The organism is Streptomyces omiyaensis, assembly GCF_014650895.1.
Classification (GTDB): Bacteria; Actinomycetota; Actinomycetes; order Streptomycetales; family Streptomycetaceae; genus Streptomyces; species Streptomyces omiyaensis.
Window position 1 is genome coordinate 1 of sequence record NZ_BMVV01000006.1, and the last position, 17749, is coordinate 17749.

A 17749-nucleotide genomic window follows, 5' to 3' on the forward strand; every position below is an offset into this window, starting at 1 on the left:
CTCACCACCTGCACCCCCGAGTTCACCAGCACCTACCGCATGATCGTCTGGGGAAAGCTCGTCGAGGAACGACCACGCAGCAAGGGCAAACCCGCCGCACTCGTAGGCTGAGACCCCACACCTCCAGAAGGGACGAGGTCCGACCCAGTGTCACGTGCGCGCAACCGGATCGCCGGGCTCATCAGCGTCTTCGGTGAACTCCTCATCACAGCCGGCCTCGTGCTCGGACTCTTCGTCGTCTACTCGCTGTGGTGGACCAACGTCCTCGCCGACCGCGCCGCCGACAAGGAGGGCGCGCAGATCCGCGGCGAGTGGGCCGACCCGGGGCCCGGAGCCCTCGACACCAAGGGCGGCCTCGGCTTCCTCCACGTGCCGGCCTTCGGCGGCGACGAGATCCTGGTGAAGCGGGGGACCGAGAGCTCCGTCCTCAACAACGGCGTCGCCGGCTACTACACCGACCCGGTCGCGTCGGCCCTCCCGCAGGACAAGCGCGGCAACTTCACGCTCGCCGCCCACCGGGACGGGCACGGCGCCAAGTTCCACAACATCCACAAGCTCAGGAACGGCGACCCGATCGTCTTCGAGTCCAAGGACACCTGGTACGTCTACAAGGTCTACAAGACCCTGCCGGAGACCACGAAGTACAACGTGGACGTCCTCCAGCCGGTCCCCGAGGAGTCCGGGAAGACCACGCCGGGCCGGTACATCACCCTCACCACCTGCACCCCGATGTACACCTCCGACCACCGCTTCATCGTGTGGGGCGAGCTGGCCCGCACGGAGAAGGTCGACGCGAACCGCACCCCGCCGGCCGAACTCCGCTGACGGCCGCACTCCGCCGCCGGACGAGGGAAAAGGGACGCGGAAAAGGGGAGAGCCCCGGAGCCTGCGCAAGGCTCCGGGGCTCTCCCCTTCTTCCACGGCCGGGGGCTAGTCGAACCAGCCGCCGATGTTGCCGTCGCCGTTCCCGCCGTCCTGCTGGCCGTTCCCGCCACCGGGGTTGCCCCCGCCGCCGTCCACGGTGAACAGCGTGACCGTGTCGCCCTGCTTGACCGGCGAGCCCGCGGGCGGGTTCGACTGGGCCACCCGGGCGTCGTCCTTGTCGACGCCGACCACGACCACGGTGACGCCCTGGCCCTGGAGGTTGTCCCGGACCTCCTTGAGCGGCTTGCCGACGATGTCCGCGGGAATCGTGACCTGGGTCACGGCCGGGCCCTTGGAGACCTTCAGCGTGATCTCCACGTCCAGCGGCTGGTTGGTGTTGCCGGCCGGGTTCTGCTCCAGGACCGTGCCCTTGGGCTGGTCGTTGTCGACCTCCTCCTGCTTCACCTTGGTGAAGCCGAGGCCGTTGAGCTGCTGGAGCGCGAGGCTGATGTCGCGGTTGGTCACCAGCGGCAGCTGCGTCAGCTTCTTCTTGGCGACGGTGAGCGTGACCTCGGAGTTCTTCTCGGCCTTGGTGCCGTTCTGCGGGTTCTGCCGCAGGACGGTGCCGGGGTCCTCCTCGGACTCCTCCTCGTCGACCTTGACCTTGAAGCCCTTGCCCTCCAGGGTCTCCTTCGCCCGCTCCAGCGACTGCTCCTGGACGTCCGGGACCTCCACGAGCGGGGCGCCCTCGGAGACCCACACCTGGACGGTGCCGTCGACGTCCATCTTGGTGACGCCGTCGGAGACCGGGCTCTGGCGGCAGATCGCGCCGGTGGGCTGGTCGCAGCGCTCGGTGCCGGCTTCCGCGAGCTTCACCTGGGCGTTGGTCGCGGACCCCTGCGCCTCGGCGATCTTCTGGCCCACGAGCGGCGGCACCAGGGTCTGCTGCGGCGTGTCGTTGGTGTCCATCAGGTACCGCGCGATGAAGATCGCGCCGACCAGCACCAGGACGCCGCAGAGCGCGAGCAGGATCGTCGAGGCGTTCGACTTCTTCTGCCCGCCGCGGCGCCGGTCCGGACGGTCGTCGTACCCGTCGTACCCGCCGTAGCCGCCGCCGTCCGGCGGGACCGGCGGCATCATCGAGGTCTGGCCGACCGGGTCCGCCTGGCGCAGCGCGGTGGTCTGCTGGTCCTCCTGCGGGTAGCCGTAGCCGTTGTACGCCGGGGCCGCCATGCCCATCGCGGCGGCGGCCGCGACCGGCTGCCCGTCGAGGCAGGCCTCGATGTCCGCGCGCATTTCGTCGGCGGACTGGTAGCGGTAGTCGGGGTCCTTGACCAGCGCCTTGAGGACGATGGCGTCCATCTCGGGCGTGATCTCGGCGTCGAAGTTGCTCGGCGGCTGCGGCTCCTCCCGGACGTGCTGGTAGGCCACGGCCACGGGGGAGTCGCCGATGAACGGCGGCCGGACGGTGAGGAGTTCGTAGAGCAGGCAGCCCGTGGAGTACAGGTCGGAGCGGGCGTCGACCTGCTCGCCCTTGGCCTGCTCGGGGGAGAGGTACTGGGCGGTGCCGATGACCGCGGCGGTCTGCGTCATGGTCATGCCCGCGTCGCCCATGGCGCGCGCGATGCCGAAGTCCATGACCTTGACCTGGCCGGTGCGGGTCAGCATCACGTTCGCGGGCTTGATGTCGCGGTGCACGATGCCGGCGCGGTGCGAGTACTCCAGCGCCTGGAGGATGCCGACGGTCATCTCCAGGGTGCGCTCGGGCAGCAGCTTGCGGCCGGAGTGCAGCAGCTCACGGAGGGTCGAACCGTCGACGTACTCCATCACGATGTACGGGATGGAGACCCCGTCGACGTAGTCCTCGCCGGTGTCGTAGACGGCGACGATCGCCGGGTGGTTCAGGGAGGCGGCGGACTGTGCCTCGCGGCGGAACCGGGCCTGGAAGGACGGGTCACGGGCCAGGTCGGCCCGCAGCGTCTTCACGGCGACGGTGCGGCCGAGCCGGGTGTCCTGGGCGAGGTACACCTCGGCCATGCCACCGCGGCCGAGCACCGAGCCCAGCTCGTACCGGCCGCCGAGGCGACGCGGCTCTTCCATAGCTAATCCAGCCCTCTCCGTCTGTCCCGACCGCACCCATGGGTGGTCCGGCGGTGTGTGCTGTCCGCGCATACGCTACCGGCCCCGAAGAGCCGTACCGTCCGCGGAGGGCAGCTGATACCTGACCGGTACCTGGAGCGCACCGGCCCTTCGCAAGATCAGCCGCGGCTCTTCAGGACGGCCTTCATGACCGCCTTCGCGATCGGCGCGGCCAGACCGCCACCGCTGATGTCCTCACGTCCGACGCCCTCGGCGTCCTCGACGATCACGGCGACGGCGACCGGGGAGCCCTGGTCGGTCTTGGCGTAGGAGATGAACCACGCGTAGGGGCGCTTGGCGTTCTTCTCGCCGTGCTGCGCGGTACCGGTCTTGCCGCCGACCTTCACGCCGTCCATCTTCAGGTCGGCCTTGCTGCCGGTGCCCTTCGAGACGACGTTCTCCATCATCGCCTGGAGCTTCTGCGCGTTCTCCGGGGAGACCGGCTGGCTCATCTGCTCCGGCTCGTTCTGCTTGATGACGTCCAGGTTCGGCGCGCGCAGCTGGTCGATCATGTACGGCTTCATCAGCTTGCCGTCGTTCGCGATCGCCGCCGTGACCATCGCCATCTGGAGCGGGGTGGTCGCGGTGTTGAACTGGCCGATGGAGGAGAGCGCGTTGCCGCCGCGGTCGGCCTTCTTGTCGTAGACGGAGGCGGCGGACCGGACCGGGGTGAACTGCTCGGCGTTGAAGCCGAACTTCTCGGCCGTCTCCACCATCTTGTCGCGGCCGACGTCGTCACCGAGCTTGGCGAAGACCGAGTTGCAGGAGACCCGCAGCGCCTCGTTGATGCTGGCGTTGGCGCAGCCGCCCGAGTGGTTCTTCATCGGGACGGTGGAGAGCGGGATCTTCCACCCCTCGGGGGTGTCCGTCGCCGCGTCGATGTCCTTGATCTTGCCGGACTCCAGCGCGGCGGCGGCGGTCACGACCTTGAAGACGGAGCCCGGCGGGTAGATCTCGCGCAGGGCGCGGTTCTGCTTCGGCTTGCCCTTGTCCTGCTCCAGCGCGACCCAGGCCTTCTCGTCCTTGCCGGAGTAGCCGGCGAAGGAGGACGGGTCGTACGAGGGGGTGGACGCCAGCGCCAGGATCTTGCCGGTCGACGGCTCGATCGCGACGACGGCGCCGGTGTTCTTGCCGAGGCCCTCGAAGGCGGCCTTCTGCGCGGCGCCGTTGAGGGTGGTGACGACGTCGCCGCCCTTCTTCTTCTCCCCGGTGAACATCGACAGGGTGCGGTCGAAGAAGAGCCGGTCGTCGTTGCCGGTGAGGATGCCGTCCTCGATCTTCTCGATCTGGTTGGCGTCGTAGGCCTGCGAGGCGTAGCCGGTGACGGGCGCCCACATGGGGCCGTTCACGTAGGTCCGCTTGTAGGTGAAGTACTCGTCGCCCGAGTCGATCGAGCCGGTGATCGGCTTGCCGTCGACGATGATGTTGCCGCGCTCGTTCGAGTAGCGCTCGATCTGGACGCGCCGGTTCTTCGGGTGCGCGTTCAGCTCGTCGGCGCGGACGAACTGGAGCCAGTTGTCGCGCAGGAGCAGGGCGAGGACGAGCAGGCCGCAGAAGATCGCGACCCGGCGCAGCGGCTTGTTCACGGACGGACCACCTGCGTCATCTCGGCGTCGGGGTTCGGAGCGGGGGAAGGGGCCGGGCGGCGCGCGGTGTCGCTGATCCGGATCAGGATGCCGATCAGGGCCCAGTTGGCGATCACGGACGAACCGCCGTACGCGAGGAACGGCATCGTCATACCGGTGAGCGGGATGAGGCCCATCACGCCGCCGGCGACCACGAAGACCTGCAGCGCGAACGCGCCGGACAGGCCCATCGCGAGGAGCTTGCCGAAGGGGTCGCGGGCGGCGAGGGCGGTGCGGATGCCGCGCTCGATGATCAGGCCGTAGATCAGCAGGAAGACCATGACGCCGGCCAGGCCGAGCTCCTCGCCGACGGTGGCGAAGATGAAGTCGGAGTTGGCGGCGAACTGGATGAGGTCGGAGTTGCCCTGGCCGAGGCCGGTGCCGAGGATGCCTCCGGAGCCGAAGGACATCAGCACCTGGGTCATCTGGTCACAGGCGTAGGCCATGTTCGAGCCCTCGGGTGCCGTCTTCAGGCACTCGAAGGGGTCGAGCCAGGCCGCCACGCGGGACTGCACGTGGCTGGCCGTGGAGCTCACGGCCACCGCGCCCGCGACGGCCATCAGCAGACCCATGACGATCCAGCTGGTCCGCTCGGTCGCCACGTACAGCATGATCACGAACATGCCGAAGAACAGCAGCGAGGTGCCGAGGTCGTTCTCGAAGACCAGGATGAGCAGGCTGACCGCCCAGATCGTCAGGATCGGGCCGAGGTCGCGGCCGCGGGGCAGGTAGAGCCCCATGAAGCGGCGGCTGGCCAGGGCCAGGGCGTCCCGCTTCACCATCAGGTAGCCGGAGAAGAACACGGCCAGGACGAGCTTGGCGAACTCACCGGGCTGGATCGAGAAGCCGCCGATGCGGATCCAGATCTTGGCGCCGAAGACGTCGGCGCCGAGGCCGGGGACGAGCGGCAGCAGCAGCAGCACGAGCGCCGCGACCATGGAGATGTACGTGTAGCGCTGGAGGACGCGGTGGTCCTTCAGGATCAGCAGCACGCCCACGAACATGGCGATGCCGATCGCCGAGTACATCATCTGGTTCGGCGCGGACGGGCTGAAGGCCCCGTAGCTGCGCTTCGCCAGGTCGATCAGCCGGGGCGACTGGTCGAGCCGCCAGATCAGCACCAGGCCCATGCCGTTGAGCAGGGTCGCCAGCGGGAGCAGCAGCGGGTCCGCGTAGGGGGCCCACTTGCGGACCACGAGGTGGGCGACGGTCGCGAGGAGCGCGAGGCCGAGCCCGTACCCGAGCATGCCGGAGGGGACCTCGCCGTCGAGCGCGAGACCCACGTTGAGGTACGCGAACACCGGGATGGCGACGGCGAACGCCAGCAGCGCCAGCTCGGTGTTGCGGCGGCTCGGCGCCTCGATGGCGCCGATGGTGGTCGTGTTGGTGACAACGCTCATGGTGGTGAAAGGCCCCCTACGGGTGCTTACTGCTTGCCGCAGTTCGAGGCCAGCTTCTGCTCCTCCGCGGTGAGGGTGGGACCCGGGGTCGGAGCGGCTGTGGTGGGCTTGGATTCGGGCTTGGCGTCCGCGTTCTCGCCGTCGGCCGGCGGCTTGGTCGCCTCGGCGGCGGCCTTCTCCTTGTCGGCCTTCTCCTTGGCCACGCGGCGCTCCTCGGTCTTCTTGCAGGCCGAGGCCTGCACCGAGAGCTCGGTGATCTTCGTCTGGGCCTTGGCGAGGCTGCCGCCCGCGATCGTGTCCTCGACCTGCTTCCGCTGGTAGGCGGGGAGGTACTTGAGTTCGATCTCGGGGTGGTCCTTCTCGACCTCCGAGAGCTTCACCCAGGCGAGGTCCTGGCTGATGCCCCGGTACAGCGCCACGTGCTCGTCCTTGGAGCCCACGTAGTACTGGGTCTGGGTCCAGCGCCAGCCGCCGTACGCGCCGCCGGCGAGGACGCCGAGCGCGAGGAGGAGGATCAGGGTGCGCCCGATCCACCGCCGCCGCTTCCGCGGCTTCACGAACTCGTCGTCGGTGTACGCGTCGAAGGAGCCGTGCGGCGGCACCGCGCCGTAGCCGTGGTCGTCGCCGCTGCCGGGCGGGCCGAAGCCGCCGGCGGGCGGCTGGTGGTGCGCGGGGCGGCCGAGCCCGGAGGCGCGGCCGGCCGGGGTCTGCATGGCCCCGCCGTCGTTCAGCTGCGTCTGGTTCTCGGCGACCGCGCCGACGACCACGGGGGTGTCGCTGAGGTGGCCGGCGAGGGTGTCGCCGCCGTCGACGTCGAGGACGTCGGCGACGATCACCGTGATGTTGTCGGGGCCGCCGCCGCGCAGCGCGAGCTGGATCAGCTCCTGCACGGTCTCCTGCGGGCCCTGGTAGCTGGCGAGGGTGTCCTCCAGGGTCTGGTGGGACACCACGCCGGACAGGCCGTCGGAGCAGATCAGGTACCGGTCGCCGGCGCGGACCTCGCGGATCGAGAGGTCGGGCTCGACGTGGTCGCCGCTGCCGAGCGCGCGCATCAGGAGCGAGCGCTGCGGGTGGGTGGTGGCCTCCTCCTCGGTGATCCGGCCCTCGTCGACGAGCCGCTGGACCCAGGTGTGGTCCTGGGTGATCTGGGTGAGGATGCCGTCGCGCAGCAGGTAGGCGCGCGAGTCGCCGACGTGCACGAGGCCGAGCCGCTGCCCGGTCCACAGCAGGGCGGTGAGCGTGGTGCCCATGCCCTCCAGCTGCGGGTCCTCCTCGACCATCATCCGGAGCTGGTCGTTGGCGCGCTGCACCGCCGTACCGAGCGAGGTGAGGATGTCGGAGCCCGGGATGTCGTCGTCGAGCGTGACGAGCGTCGAGATCACCTCGGAGGAGGCGACCTCGCCGGCGGCCTGGCCGCCCATGCCGTCGGCGATCGCGAGCAGGCGGGGACCGGCGTAACCGGAGTCCTCGTTCCCCTCGCGGATCATGCCCTTGTGCGAGCCCGCGGCGAATCGCAGGGACAGACTCATGCCCACCTGCCCTGTCGCCGCTGCATCGGGGTACAGCCGGTCTCGACCCACACTGCCCACCCTCCGGTCGCTCCGGTCAGCTCGCTCATTGTCGTACTACTTCCGCAGCTCGATGACGGTCTTGCCGATGCGGATCGGCGCCCCCAGCGGAATCGGCGTCGCGGTGGTGAGGCGGGTCCGGTCGAGGTACGTGCCGTTCGTGGACCCGAGGTCCTCGACGATCCACTGGCCGTCCCGGTCGGGGTAGATCCGGGCGTGCCGGCTGGACGCGTAGTCGTCGTCCAGCACGATCGTCGAGTCGTGCGCCCGCCCCAGGGTGATCGTCTGGCCCTGGAGGGCGACGGTGGTGCCGGTGAGGGTGCCCTCGGAGACGACCAGCTTGGTCGGCGCACCGCGGCGCGACCGGCCACCGCCGGCCGGCTGCTGCTGCTGTTGGGCACGCTGCTGCGGCGGCGCGGCCTGGCGCCCGCCCTGCTGAGGACGCGCCTCCTGGCGCCGCGAACCGCGCTGGGTCACCCGCGTACCGAAGAGGTCGCTGCGGATGACCTGCACGGCCACGATGACGAACAGCCACAGAACGGCCAGGAAACCCAACCGCATGACCGTCAGGGTCAGCTCTGACATTGCCCCCGCTTCACCCTTCGGCTTGCCGGTAAACGATGGTGGTGCTGCCCACGACGATCCGCGAGCCGTCGCGGAGCGTAGCGCGGGTGGTGTGCTGCCCGTCCACCACGATGCCGTTGGTGGATCCCAGATCCTGGATCGTCGAGGGCGTTCCGGTCCGGATCTCGCAGTGCCGGCGGGAGACGCCGGGATCGTCGATCCTCACGTCCGCGTCGGTGCTGCGGCCGAGGACCAGGGTCGGGCGGGAGATCTGGTGGCGGTTGCCGTTGATCTCGATCCAGCGGCGCACCTGGGTGCCGCCGGCCGCCGGAGGACGGCCGCCGCCGGCGGGGGGCCGGTGCCCCGCGCCACCGGGCGGCGGTGCGGACGGCATCGGCGGAGCGCCCGCCGGAGGCCCCTGCGGGTACCCGTAGCCGCCGCCCTGGCCCTGGGGCTGGTGCGGCTGCGGCGGGTTCCCGGCGTGCGGCTGCGGCTGGGACGTGCTCGACGCCAGCGTACGGCTGCGCACCCGGTAGAGACCGGTGTCGAGGTCGTCGGCCCGCTCCAGGTGGACCTTGATCGGTCCCATGAAGGTGTACCGCTGCTGCTTGGCGTAGTCACGGACCAGGCCGGCGAGCTCGTCGCCCAGCTGGCCCGAGTAGGGGCTCAGACGCTCGTAGTCGGGCGCGCTGAGCTCCACGATGAAGTCGTTGGGGACGACGGTCCGCTCGCGGTTCCAGATCTGCGCGTTGTTGTCGCACTCGCGCTGGAGCGCGCCGGCGATCTCGACCGGCTGGACCTCGGACTTGAACACCTTGGCGAAGGTGCCGTTGACCAGACCTTCGAGACGCTGCTCGAAACGCTTCAGGACTCCCATGGGGCACCTCCTCCGTCGTTGCCGTCCTGGTACTGCTTACTGATCGTATCCACGCGTCGGGAAATCGGCTGGTTCCCCTTCTCTGCCCTGTGGACGAGTGTCACCTCTCACAGGCCCTCCCCCCAGGGATCGTAGAGGGGGCCTGTGGACAGTGTCCCGCACCCGGCTGTGCGACAGGAGGGGCGGAGCGCGGGAGTGGGCGTGCCGGACGGAGCGGCCGGGGCCACAACCTCCCGCTTCTCCCCCGTCTCTCCCATCTCTCCGGTCTCTCCCCTGTGTCCCTTCTCTCCTTCTTCTCCGCACTTCTCCCCTCGCGACTTTTCCCCTCGTGGCGACATCTCCCCTCGCCGTGCTTCCTCCTTCCCCGCTCCGCTGCCCTCACCGCTTCCCCGCCCGGCTTCCTCGTCCCGTTCTCCCCGCCGGCCCCTGGTCCCCGGCCGGCGGGGAGGGCGGGCGGCAGGGCGGGCCGATGGGTCGATGAGTCCGCTGGGGCCGCGGGGCCGGGGCGGAGCTCCGTCGCCCGGTCGCCCTCCCCGCTTCTCCGCCTCCACGCCTTCCCGGGCCCCCTCCCCCTCTCCTCTGTTCTGCTCGCGGGGGGCCGAAACAACGGATGTGAATCCACCGTCCGCGACGTGCTAATCTTCAGATGTCGCCAGGCGCTCCCACCGAAAAGGTGAGAGACCGGGAGACCACCCAATGCGCGGGTGGCGGAATAGGCAGACGCGCTGGATTCAGGTTCCAGTGCCCGAAAGGGCGTGGGGGTTCAACTCCCCCCTCGCGCACCAGACGGAAGCCCCGTAGGTCTCAGACCTACGGGGCTTCCGCGTTGTTCCCTGACGCTCCGTCCTTCGGCGCCCCGTCACCCTGCACCTCCTCGCCTTCACCTCCTTTCGTCGTTCCCGGGCGCGACGAAAGGGGGACGACCCGGGCGTGCGGTGCTGCCTAGGGTGCGAGCGTGGAAGCGACGAGTGTGGGTACGACGGCGAGGGCGGCGGCCGGTCGCGGGATCGGGGCCAGGGCGGCAGCCGCGTGGAAACGGCTCGCGCCCGCCGGGGAGTGGTCGCGGCGCAGGACCGTCGGTGAGCTGGCCCTCACCGCCGTCGTCGCGCTGCTCGCCGCCGGCACCGAGGAACTGCTCGGCGGCGCGGGAGGGCAGCTCGCCGCGGTCGCCGCCGGCGCGGCCGTGCTGTCACTGCTGCGCCGCCGGTTCCCCGCCACCGTGCTCGTCGTGACCGCCGCGCTCAGCCCCGTCGTCCCGGGCCTCGGCCCGCTGCTGCTCGTCCTCGGCTGGTCCGCCGGCGGCCACGTCGTCGGCGTCGGCCGGGCCCTGTACGCGTTCGTCGCCGCCTACGTCCTCAACGTCGCCGCCACCCTGATCGCCGCCTGGGACCACCAGCGGATGCTCACCCTCGCCTTCATGGCGACCCTGTACTACCTGGGCACCACCCTCGCCCCCGGACTCGCCCACCGCTACTGGGCCCAGCGCCGCACCCTCCTCCACGCCCTCCAGGAGCGCAACGTGCGCCTGGTGCGCGAGCGGGCCATGATCGGGCGCAACGCCCGGCTGCGGGAGCGTCAGCGCATCGCCCAGGACATGCACGACAGCCTCGGCCACCAACTCGCCCTGATCGCCGTGCACACCGGCGCGCTGGAGGTCGACCGCGGGCTGAACGAGCGTCAGCGCGAGGTCGTCGGCGTCCTCCGCAACGCCTCCGTGACCGCCATGCACGAACTGCGGGAGGTCGTCGGCATACTCCGCGACGGCACCGAGGCCCCCGACCCCGACGCCGGCCCGGTCGCCGCCGGCGACGAGAGCGGCCGCGCGGCCCGCGGCATCGCCGGCATCGAAGGCCTCGTCGCCTCCGCGCGCGCCGCCGGGACCCCCGTCGAACTGCGGCGCATCGGGGACGAGCGGCCCCTGGAACCGGCCGCCGGGCACGCCGCGTACCGCATGGCCCAGGAAGCGCTCACCAACGCCTACAAGCACGCCCCCGGTGCCCCCATCAGCGTCGAACTGCGCTACGAGCCCGACACCTTCGTCATCGAGATCTTCAACGAGGAGCCGCCCGCCGGGCCCGCGGAAGGCGTCGTCAGCGGCGGCCAGGGCCTGGCCGGACTCGTCGAACGGGCGCGGCTCGTCGGCGGCATGTGCCACGCCGGCCCGGCCGACGGCGGAGGCTTCCGGGTCGCCGGCATGCTGCCGTACGGTGCCGCCCCGACCGGGGAACCGGCGCCTTTGGTCGACGCTGCCGACGACTTCCGGCAGCAGTCGACGAAGCCCTTCGGCCGCAAAGGTCGTTCCGTACCGGTCGGAGAGCCCGACTGGACCTTCACGGAACGGGAGTTGGCGATGGCACTGCACGGGGGCAAGACCCGCAGCACCGGAGGATCGGTCGCGCTCGGCTGCGGCATCGCCTTCGCCGCGCTCGTCGTCCTCCTCGTCGCGGCCGGCTTCGGCCTCTACTACTTCGTCGGATCGGTCCAGGACGCCATGGTCGAACCCGCGAAGTACGACGCGATCGAGGTCGGCATGGCGGAGAAGGACGTCCGCGCCATGCTGCCCGACGGCGAATCCTTCGCCAACATGGCCGTCACGGGCAAGGGAGCGCCCCCGGAGCCGCCGGGCGCGTCCTGTCTCGCCCTGCTCTCCACGGAGATGGGCGACGACTTCGGGACGGATCCCGTTTTCCGGTTCTGCTTCAAGGACGGCAAGCTGATCGAGAAGAAGTCGTACGAGGTGAGGCAGTAGCTTCACGGCCGCCGCCCGTACCGGGGGCGTGGGGGGAGGAACGGTGCAGACAGGGCAGACGAGGCGGACCGTCAAGGTCGTGGTCGCCGACGACGAGCCGCTGATCAGGGCGGGGATCCGGATGATCCTCAACTCCGATCCGGACATCCACGTGGTCGCCGAGGCCGCGAACGGCCGGGAGGCCGTCGACGCGGCCCGCGCGCACGCCGCCGACGTCGTGCTCCTCGACATCCAGATGCCCGTCCTCGACGGGCTCTCCGCCCTCCCGGAGCTCCGCCGGGCCGCGCCGGGGGCGAGGGTCATCGTCCTGACCACCTTCGGCGAGCGGGAAAACGTCCTGAGGGCGCTGGAACACGGCAGCGCCGGCTTCCTCCTGAAGGACACCGCGCCCGCCGAACTCATCGGAGCCGTACGGGCCGCGGCCGTTGGCGACGCCTACCTCTCGCCCGCGGCGACCCGGCACGTCGTCGAACGGCTCGCCTCCGGCCGCGAGACCGCGCGCGCCGAGGAGGCCCGCGGCCGCGTCGCCGCGCTCGGCGCGAAGGAGCGCGACGTCCTCGCCCTCCTCGGCGAGGGCCTCTCCAACGCGGACGCGGGCCGCCGCCTGCACATGAGCGAGGCCACCGTGAAGACCTACGTCAGCAGGATCCTCGCCAAGCTCCAGTGCGAGAACCGCGTCCAGGCGGCCCTCCTCGCCCGCGACGCCGGGCTGTAGGCACGGGGGCGCGGAGGGCGGCGACGGCGGGACGGCGGACGGCGGACGGCGGGCGGAGGGCGGCGACGGCTGGCCGGCGGGCGGCGGGCCGGCACGGGGGCCGGGGTGGGGACCGGGGCGGTCAGCGGGGGTCGGGGAGGCCGCTGAGGAGGCCACCGGGGTCCGCGGAGTTGTAGCGGAGCAGGTAGTGGGCGAAGCGGGCCAGATCCTCGCCCGACCAGTCCTTCAGGCGCTCCTGGTACGCGGCGAGGCGGTTGGCCTGGGCGGTGGCGAGCACCGCGAGACCGGCCTCCGTCGGGTGCAGCACCTGCACCCGGTGGTCCTCGGGGGCGGGCCGGCGCTCCACCAGCCCCAGCTTCTCCAGGCCCGCCAGCTGGCGGCTGACCGTCGACTTGTCCAGCAGGTAGTGCGCCGCCAGGTCCGTGGCACGGCAGCCGCGCCGCTCCTCGATGTGGGAGAGGAGCGTGTACGAGACGAGCGGGATCTCCGGATGGACCCTGGCCGCGGCGGCGCGGGCCCGGCGTGCGAAGGCCGTCAGCTCGCGCTGGATGACGTCCACGGACTCCTCGCGCGGGCGGGCTTCGGAGACCTCGCGGGGCTGTTCGTGGGCTGCCTCGGGGAGTGCTTCCTGGGCTGCCTCGTGGGTGGCTTCGTGGGGTGCGTCGTGAGCTTCCCGGCGGGGCGGGTCGGTTTCGGCGGCGGGCATCCGGGCTCCCTCGTCGTTCGCCCCCTGCGGGCTTTCAGTTGTATAGTACAACGGTTCTTTAGTTGTAAAAGCCAACCAAAGCCTTCGGAGGTCACGGTGTCCACAGGACCGAACCCCACCGCCGGCGCCCTGCGGCACGTCCTCGGGCACCTCCTCACCCCCCTCCTCATGTGCATCGGCATGGGCCTCGCCTACCTCGGCGCCTTCCACGCCCCCCAGCCCCACGACCTCCGCGTCGACGTCGTCGGCTCGGCACCCGCCACCCAGGTCCTCGCCCAGACCCTCCAGGACCGGGCCGCGGGAGCCCTCGACGTCCGCACCGTCCCCGACCGGGCCACCGCCGCCGCCGCGCTCCAGCGGCAGGACGCCTACGGCGCCTACATCCCCGGCGACCACCCCGAGCTCCTCGTCGCCTCCGCCTCCTCCGACACCAGCGCCATGGCCGTCGAGAAGGTCTTCACCCAGGTCGCCGCGGGCCAGGACGCCCCCCTCAAGGTCACCGACCTCGCCCCCACCGCCTCCGGCGACCCCACCGGCCAGGGCGTCTTCTTCCTCCTCGTGGCCGTCAGCATCGGCGCGTACGCCTCCGTCGCGGTCATCGGCGCCGCCGGAGCGGCCCTCCCGATGCGCATCCGAGCCCTCCTCGCCGCCGGCACCTCCCTCGTCGTCAGCCTCATCGGCACCCTCTTCGCCGGCCCCGTCTTCCACCTCGTCGACCACGGCCTCGCCGGCGTCTGGGCACTGTCCTGGCTCTACGCCGCCGGCATCCTCCTCATCGGCGTCGGCCTCCACACCTACCTCCGCCGCTGGACCACGCTCGGCGTCATGGTCCTGTTCGTCATGCTCAACTTCACGAGCTCCGGGGGCATCTACCGCCCCGAGCTGCAGCCGGGCTTCTTCGGCTCCCTGCACGCCTTCTGGAACGGCGCGGGCCTCGTCGAGGGCATCCGGAGCCACGTCTACTTCGACGGGCACGCCCTCGGCGGCAACGTCCTCGTCCTCGCCCTCTGGTTCCTCGCCGGAGCCGCCCTCGTCACCCTCGCCGGCCGCACCGAGGCCCGGCGGAACGCGGCGCCCGCCCGGGAGGGGACGGCACCGGAGAGCACCGGGGCGAAGACCGGAGCGAAGACCGGAGCGAAGACCGGGACGAAGGGGGCGCTCCGGGAGGGGACGGCGGCCGGGAACGAGGAGAGGGCGGAGGAGAGGGCGGAGGAGGAGATGGAGGAGGCCGTCGCCGTCTGACCAGGGGCCGGCAGTTGTCCACAGGCCCTTGTCCACAGGGGGAGACGAGTGATCGGGACCGGCTGTACGGTCAGGCCCGAAAGGTGTTCGGACCAGTCATCGGGGGAGGCCGTCCCATGGACGAGACCCAGGCCGTCGTGCCGGGACAGCGTGGAGGAGCAGTGGACGGGGAGCGCATCCCGCACGTGCCCGGATTCGCGCGGCGCGGTGCCGCGGAGGACTCCCCCAGGACGCGCGGCAAGCAGCTGCGCACCGCAGTCCCCCGCTCCTCCCACGCGGAGCTGACCCTCCCCGCCGGGCGCCCGGACGCCGTGCGCGCCGTCGAGGAGTCCAGCCGGGACCGGGTCCCCGAGCTCACCCCCCTCCGCGTCGGCCGCATGGCCGCCAACCCCTTCGCGTTCCTGCGCGGCTCCGCCGGCCTCATGGCCCACGACCTCGTCGGCACCCCCGTCACCGGCATCGCCGCCCAGCTCTGCGGCGACGCCCACGCCGCCAACTTCGGCCTCTACGGCGACGCCCGCGGCCGGCTCGTGATGGACCTCAACGACTTCGACGAGACCGTCGTCGGCCCCTGGGAATGGGACCTCAAGCGGCTCGCCACCTCCCTCGTCCTCGCCGGCCGTGTCGTCGGCGCGGACGAGGACACCTGCCGGGCCGCCGCCTTCGACACCGTCGGCGCCTACCGGCGCACCATGCGCCTCCTCGCCCGGCTCCCCGCCCTCGACGCCTGGAACGCGATACCCGACGAGGAGCTCGTCTCCCACACCGACGCCCGCGACCTCCTCGGCACCCTGGAGCGCGTCTCCGCCAAGGCCCGCAACAACACCAGCGCCCGGTTCGCCGCCCGCTCCACCGAAGCCGTCGGCGGGACGGACGGGATCGACGGAGGCCGCCGCTTCGTCGACGCGCCCCCGGTGCTCCGCCGGGTGCCCGACGCCGAGGCCGCCGCCGTCACCGCCGCCCTCGGTGACTACCTGGAGACCGTCTCCGAGGACCGCCTCCCGCTCCTCGCCCGGTACGCCGTCCACGACGTCGCCTTCCGGGTCGTCGGCACCGGCAGCGTCGGCACCCGCTCCTACGTCGTCCTGCTCCTCGACCACCGCGGCGAACCGCTCGTCCTCCAGGTGAAGGAAGCCCGGCCGTCCGTGCTCCTGCCGCACCTGCCCGCCGCAGGGTTCGCCGTCCCCGACCCCGGCCACGAGGGCCGCCGCGTCGTCCTCGGCCAGAAGCGCATGCAGGTCGTCAGCGACATCCTGCTCGGCTGGACCACCGTCGACGGGCGCCCCTTCCAGGTGCGCCAGTTCCGCAACCGCAAGGGCAGCGTCGATCCCGCCGCGCTCACCGCCGACCAGGTCGACGACTACGGACGCATGACCGGCGCGCTCCTGGCCCGCGCCCACGCCCACAGCGCCGACCCGCGCCTGATAGCCGGCTACTGCGGCAAGAGAGAGGAGTTCGACGAGGCCGTCGCCACCTTCGCCGTCGCCTACGCCGACCGCACCACCGAGGACCACGCCGACCTGCTCACGGCGATCCGCACCGGCCGCCTGGCGGCGGAACTCGGAGTCTGACGGACGGCTGGACACCGGACACGGGCGTGACGGGGCCCGGACACGGGCGTGACGGGGCCCGGAGCGGGCGTGACGGGGCCCGGAGCGGGCGTGACGGGGCCGGGGAGCGGGCGTGACGGGGCCCGGTGGACGTCTGGCGAGTGCCTGGCGAGTGACTGAGGGGCGGCTGACGGGCATCGGGCGTGAGCCCCGGCGGGTGTCCGGCGCGAGCCTGGCATCGGGGCCGGGAGGCTTCGGGCAGGGCGGGGAAACGAGGGGGAGGGGGAGGGGAGGGGAGGGAGGGGGGAGGGCCCCCGGTGAGGACCTAGGCTTGAGAGGTCGGGCCGGAACGAGGACGTGGGCGGGCGTGAACGTGAGCGAGGACCAGGACCAGGGTCAGGGCCAGGAGCCGAACCCGGGGACGCGGGAGGGCGCGGTGCCCGAGCCCGGACCCGGCCCGGTGCCGGAGGGTGGCTCCGAGGGCGCGGCCGCCGGGACGGCCGAGGACGCTTCCGTTGCCGAGGACGCTTCCGTGGCCGAGGGCGCCTCCGCAGGGGCCTCCGAGGGCGGGGAACGGCCGGAGGCTCGGCTGGAGCGGGCCGTGCGGGCGGCCGAGCAGGCGTTGATCGAGTTCGAGATCGCCGTGGAGACCTTCCGCGTCGAGGTGGAGAACTTCTCGCGGCTGCACCACCAGAAGCTGGGGCCGATGTACGCGCGGCTCGACGAGCTGGACGCGTCGATCGCGGAGGCGCGGGCCGCGCGGACCGGAGACCCAGAGGACCTGCGGCGGGCCCAGGAGGCACGGGCCGCGGTGATGCCGCTGCCGGGGGTCGAGGTGCTCTTCGACGACTGGATCGACTCCGACGGCATCTCCCCGGAGGCGGCCGCGATGCTGACCGAGCGGCCGGTCCGGCCGCCGCAGCGGGTGCGGCCCAGCGAGGAGGTGCGCCGGCTCTACCGGGAACTGGCGCGCAAGGCCCACCCCGACCTGGCGCGGGAGGACGACGACCGCAAGCGGCGGGAGGAGTTCATCACCCGGGTGAACGCCGCCTACGCGCGCGGCGACGAGGGGCTCCTGCGGGAGCTGGCCCAGGAGTGGGAGGCCGGGCCGGCGCCGGCCGAGGAGCGGCTGAGCGAGAGCGAGGAGCTGTACGCCCGCCTGGAGTGGCTGGCGCAGCGCAAGGACCTGCTGTCGGTGGTGGCGCGGGAGCTGGAGGAGAGCGCGATCGGTTCGATGCTGCGGCTGGCGCCGGAGGACCCGGACCGCCTCCTGGAGGAGATCGCCGAGCAGCTGCGCGGCCAGGTGTCCGAGCGCGAGGCCGAGCTGGCCACGCTGGTGCAGTAGGTTTTTCCGGGTCGAGGCGGTTCCGCCGTACACGAGAGAAGGTCAGTGCCATGAGTTTCGCCCCGCTGCCGTCGGTGCCCGCCGCGTCCGTGCCCGCCGATGCCCTGGTGCTCGACGTGCGCGAGGACGACGAATGGGCGGCCGGGCGGGTCGAGGGTGCGCTGCACGTGCCGATGAGCGACTTCGTGGCGCGGTTCGCCGAGGTCGGCGAGCAGCTCGCCGAGCACGGGCGCGCCTATGTGATGTGCCGCGTCGGCGGCCGGTCGGCGCAGGTCACGCAGTACCTGGTGCAGCAGGGCTACGACGCGGTGAACGTGGACGGCGGGATGGTGGCCTGGGAGGGCGCCGGGCGCCCCGTGGTGTCGGACCACGGCCCCGGGTTCGTCGCCTGACCCGTGCGGTGTC

General features: G+C 71.8%; 14 protein-coding genes, 1 tRNA gene and 1 pseudogene. 9 read left to right on the forward strand and 7 right to left on the reverse strand.

From position 1 onward, the window contains the following. Positions 1–111: pseudogene (locus IE287_RS11725) on the forward strand (class E sortase); the annotation flags it as partial. Positions 112–147: 36 nt separating this feature from the next. Further along, positions 148–825, forward strand: coding sequence for a class E sortase (locus IE287_RS11730; protein WP_189848927.1), 678 nt, complete (start codon positions 148–150; stop codon positions 823–825). Positions 826–930: 105 nt separating this feature from the next. Here the strand turns inward: IE287_RS11730 and pknB are convergent, their stop codons facing one another. The 6 genes from pknB to IE287_RS11760 all read right to left on the reverse strand — a co-directional run bounded on the left by pknB (position 931) and on the right by IE287_RS11760 (position 9037). Then, positions 931–2964, reverse strand: a complete 2034-nt coding sequence (gene pknB, locus IE287_RS11735) for a Stk1 family PASTA domain-containing Ser/Thr kinase (RefSeq protein ID WP_189848928.1) — start codon at positions 2962–2964, stop codon at positions 931–933. Positions 2965–3122: 158 nt separating this feature from the next. Then, positions 3123–4589 (reverse strand): peptidoglycan D,D-transpeptidase FtsI family protein, encoded by a 1467-nt coding sequence (locus IE287_RS11740; RefSeq protein ID WP_189848929.1) that lies wholly within the window; start codon positions 4587–4589, stop codon positions 3123–3125. Continuing rightward, positions 4586–6028 carry an FtsW/RodA/SpoVE family cell cycle protein gene (locus tag IE287_RS11745; protein ID WP_189848930.1) on the reverse strand — a complete coding sequence of 481 codons (1443 nt, stop codon included), beginning with the start codon at positions 6026–6028 and terminating at the stop codon, positions 4586–4588. The genes IE287_RS11740 and IE287_RS11745 overlap by 4 nt, the downstream gene beginning before the upstream one ends. Positions 6029–6054: 26 nt before the next feature. Continuing rightward, positions 6055–7557 carry a Stp1/IreP family PP2C-type Ser/Thr phosphatase gene (locus tag IE287_RS11750; RefSeq protein WP_189848931.1) on the reverse strand — a complete coding sequence of 501 codons (1503 nt, stop codon included), beginning with the start codon at positions 7555–7557 and terminating at the stop codon, positions 6055–6057. 96 nt (positions 7558–7653) lie between these two features. Continuing rightward, positions 7654–8181: an FHA domain-containing protein FhaB/FipA gene (locus IE287_RS11755; protein WP_189848932.1), complete on the reverse strand. Its 528-nt coding sequence runs from the start codon at positions 8179–8181 to the stop codon at positions 7654–7656. 10 nt (positions 8182–8191) lie between these two features. After that, positions 8192–9037, reverse strand: a complete 846-nt coding sequence (locus IE287_RS11760) for an FHA domain-containing protein (protein ID WP_189848933.1) — start codon at positions 9035–9037, stop codon at positions 8192–8194. A gap of 698 nt (positions 9038–9735) precedes the next feature. On the opposite strand from IE287_RS11760, the gene IE287_RS11765 reads away from it, so the two are divergent. From IE287_RS11765 to IE287_RS11775, 3 genes are all read left to right on the forward strand, one after another. Further along, positions 9736–9822: transfer RNA gene (locus tag IE287_RS11765), tRNA-Leu, on the forward strand. Positions 9823–9992: 170 nt separating this feature from the next. Continuing rightward, positions 9993–11786: a sensor histidine kinase gene (locus tag IE287_RS11770; RefSeq protein WP_229883424.1), complete on the forward strand. Its 1794-nt coding sequence runs from the start codon at positions 9993–9995 to the stop codon at positions 11784–11786. 43 nt (positions 11787–11829) lie between these two features. Next, entirely contained in the window at positions 11830–12501 is a 672-nt protein-coding gene (locus tag IE287_RS11775; RefSeq protein ID WP_268254977.1) for a response regulator, read from the forward strand. A gap of 121 nt (positions 12502–12622) precedes the next feature. Here the strand turns inward: IE287_RS11775 and IE287_RS11780 are convergent, their stop codons facing one another. After that, the gene (locus tag IE287_RS11780; RefSeq protein WP_229883460.1) at positions 12623–13060 is read right to left on the reverse strand and encodes a MarR family winged helix-turn-helix transcriptional regulator; all 438 of its coding nucleotides are present in this window, start codon (positions 13058–13060) and stop codon (positions 12623–12625) included. 243 nt (positions 13061–13303) lie between these two features. On the opposite strand from IE287_RS11780, the gene IE287_RS11785 reads away from it, so the two are divergent. The 4 genes from IE287_RS11785 (at position 13304) to IE287_RS11800 (ending at position 17736) form a co-directional block, all read left to right on the forward strand. Then, a complete protein-coding gene (locus IE287_RS11785) occupies positions 13304–14449 on the forward strand; it encodes an ABC-2 transporter permease (protein ID WP_229883425.1) in 1146 nt (381 codons plus the stop codon). A 116-nt stretch (positions 14450–14565) separates the two neighbouring features. Further along, positions 14566–16020, forward strand: coding sequence for a DUF2252 domain-containing protein (locus IE287_RS11790; RefSeq protein WP_189848935.1), 1455 nt, complete (start codon positions 14566–14568; stop codon positions 16018–16020). Positions 16021–16531: 511 nt separating this feature from the next. Continuing rightward, a complete protein-coding gene (locus tag IE287_RS11795; RefSeq protein ID WP_189849227.1) occupies positions 16532–17344 on the forward strand; it encodes a J domain-containing protein in 813 nt (270 codons plus the stop codon). Positions 17345–17394: 50 nt separating this feature from the next. Beyond that, positions 17395–17736, forward strand: a complete 342-nt coding sequence (locus tag IE287_RS11800) for a rhodanese-like domain-containing protein (protein ID WP_189848936.1) — start codon at positions 17395–17397, stop codon at positions 17734–17736. Positions 17737–17749 lie beyond the last annotated feature (13 nt).